4 protein-coding genes are annotated in these 2375 nt (G+C 65.1%); 3 read left to right on the forward strand and 1 reads right to left on the reverse strand.

Annotated features, from left to right (window positions below; translation table 11 throughout):
* Positions 1-304 precede the first annotated feature (304 nt).
* The gene (locus LO50_RS21925; protein WP_023103964.1) at positions 305-619 is read left to right on the forward strand and encodes a DUF736 domain-containing protein; all 315 of its coding nucleotides are present in this window, start codon (positions 305-307) and stop codon (positions 617-619) included.
* Between the two features lie 63 nt (positions 620-682).
* Here LO50_RS21925 and LO50_RS21930 read toward each other — a convergent pair whose 3' ends face one another.
* On the reverse strand, positions 683-988 hold the full coding sequence (locus LO50_RS21930) for a helix-turn-helix domain-containing protein (protein WP_023103963.1): 306 nt from the start codon (positions 986-988) through the stop codon (positions 683-685).
* A 240-nt stretch (positions 989-1228) separates the two neighbouring features.
* On the opposite strand from LO50_RS21930, the gene LO50_RS21935 reads away from it, so the two are divergent.
* The gene (locus tag LO50_RS21935) at positions 1229-1579 is read left to right on the forward strand and encodes a DUF2958 domain-containing protein (protein WP_023103962.1); all 351 of its coding nucleotides are present in this window, start codon (positions 1229-1231) and stop codon (positions 1577-1579) included.
* Between the two features lie 309 nt (positions 1580-1888).
* On the forward strand, positions 1889-2375 hold a 487-nt coding region (locus tag LO50_RS21940; protein WP_044316361.1), incomplete at its 3' end, for a DUF7011 domain-containing protein.

Raw genomic sequence — 2375 nt, forward strand, 5'->3', positions numbered from 1 at the left:
GCCTTCGGGCGGGGATGCCGAGTCGGCCCCATCTTCTTTCGGAGCGGTTCGGCCCAAGGCGTCCTTGTCTCGTTGTGAATCCTGGCGGGGGCGCGGCTGCGCCTCGGGCTTCATGGCTGCAACCGTCCGGCGAAAACAATTTCCCCGCCGCTGCGCGGCTTCCTCGCGCAGCAAATTCTTTTCGCCTCCAGGCTCTCCACTGCGTTTCGACCGCAAGCGGTGCAGCCAGCCCGTCCCCCGCCGGCCGGATCACAACAAGGACGCGATGGGCGCGAACCTTGTTCAACCGAAAGGAGAAATCATCATGGCCAACATCGGCACCTTCACCGCAGACAAAGACGGCTTCACCGGCACGCTGCGCACCCTGACGCTCAACGTCAAGGTCAAGCTGGTTCCCAACGACAAGGGCAGCAGCGAGAACGCCCCCGACTTCCGCCTCCAAGCCGCCGGCCACGACATCGGCGCGGCGTGGAACAAGACCAGCGAGGCCGGGCGGGAATACAAGTCCGTGACCCTCGACGATCCTTCGTTCCCGGCTCCGGTCTATGCCCGCCTGATCGAAGGCGAGGACGGTACGCACGACCTGATCTGGTCGCGCAGCAAGCCCCAGGCGGCGTGACCGCCGCAGCGCCCCGCCCATCGCGGCGGGGCGCTGTGCTGCTGTTCGCAGCACATCACCACGTCACGCGCGCGGCTTCGCCGCGCCGCGCTCCTTCAGCACCGCCTCCAGCTCCCGGCGCACCTGCGCCAGCAGCTCGTCGGCCTTGTGCGGGCTGTCGCCCGCGTAGGCCAGCGTCAGCAGCGTGAGCGGGTGGATCTCCATCACCTCGCACAGCTCGGCCAGCTTATGCAGGGTCGGGCTTTTCAGGTCGCGTTCGAGGGTGCTCATATAGGTGCGGCTGGACACGTCAGAGAAGGCTTCCTGGCTCAAGCCACGCGCCTTCCTGACTGTCTTCAACGCCTTCGCCAATGAGTTCCCAGCCGCCACCTATGGTTTCCCTCGAAAAACCAAGATGACAGCCCATTGCGCCCTATAGGGCTACAATCTATAGTGTTCATTTGGTGTTCTACGTTTTCGTGCCTTTACGGAAATCCGCATTTGCTGGTTCCAGCAAAGCCACGCAAGCGCATCCGTGCTTGCACACGAAGGCGTAAATCCGGTTTGGCGGTTCTGCGCTTGGGCGTGAAACCGCATCCGTGCATCATTGGATTTGTGGGATTGCCAACCATGCCCCAGCCACTCGCCACCGTCCCGGAGCGCGCGCAACTGCTCGCCAACGGCGAGGCTCGTGCCGCCGGCCAGGCCATCGACCCGGTGCCCGTGGTGCGGCTGTTCACGCCGGACGCGCATGTGACCTGGCTGCTGGCCGCACTCGATCCCGCCGATGGCGACACCGCCTGGGGCCTCATCGACCTGGGAATCGGAATGCCGGCGCAAGGAACCGTCAAGCTGTCCGAGCTGGCTGGCATCGTCGGGCCGCATCAGCAGCCCGTGATGCGCGACCGCTACTTCCGGCCCACGCGCACGCTGTCGGAATACACCCGGCTGGCCGAGCGCGACGGGGCTATCCCGGACTGAACACAGCCTACTGTGACTTTTTCAGTCTGGTGTCATACCGGGCAGGTCTCAATCGAGATTCTTGCGGCGTAGCCGCGCCAGTCTGATCCAAACGGACATGATGCCTGACGCGGACTGCGGCAGGCTGGCCTGTACGGCGTCCCACGGGAGGGACGCTGCCGCCGCAGCATTGAGACGAATACCGCAACGCATCGGAGCCAGTCGGACTTGACAGCCCAACTATTCCCTTAACCCATTTCGTTCTGATGACACCGATGTAGCACGTAGTTCTTCCGTCGCGGCCAGTCCTGTTCGCAGGGAGGTTGCGTCATGGTCGATCGCAGCGCCGAGCACTGGTATCCGACTGCCGCGTATCTGTACGTGCTGCACTTGGACGACCTTGGGACGGCCTGGGAATATCTGCGCAGAAACCCCGATTACCGGCTCGACTGGCTGCGCCATCATCGCCGGCCGAAAGCCGCGCAGCAGGCGGCGCATCGCTGGGGCTTGCGCCTGCTGGAAGATCCGGCGTTGGATGCGCGCGACGCGCATCCAGCCTGGTTGCCCGGCCATGTGGCCGTGGTGCAGCTCTATCCCGACGCCGATCCGCCGCAGTATGCTCCCGCGTTCACGTTTTGGCGCATTGCCGGGCACAAGCAACTGCTCCATGACGGCAAAGGGCTGGCGCTGATGGCGCACAGCCCAGGTCATTGCCTGCGCTTCGCGCTGGCGCCCGGCCTGGAAGACGGGATGGCTGTCGCCTATGCCCGCCGCGGCGGCGCCGCCGCACCTGCGCGCAACCATGCGCTCGGCGCGG

The sequence above is a fragment of the Stutzerimonas stutzeri genome, assembly GCF_000935215.1.
Taxonomy (GTDB): domain Bacteria; phylum Pseudomonadota; class Gammaproteobacteria; order Pseudomonadales; family Pseudomonadaceae; genus Stutzerimonas.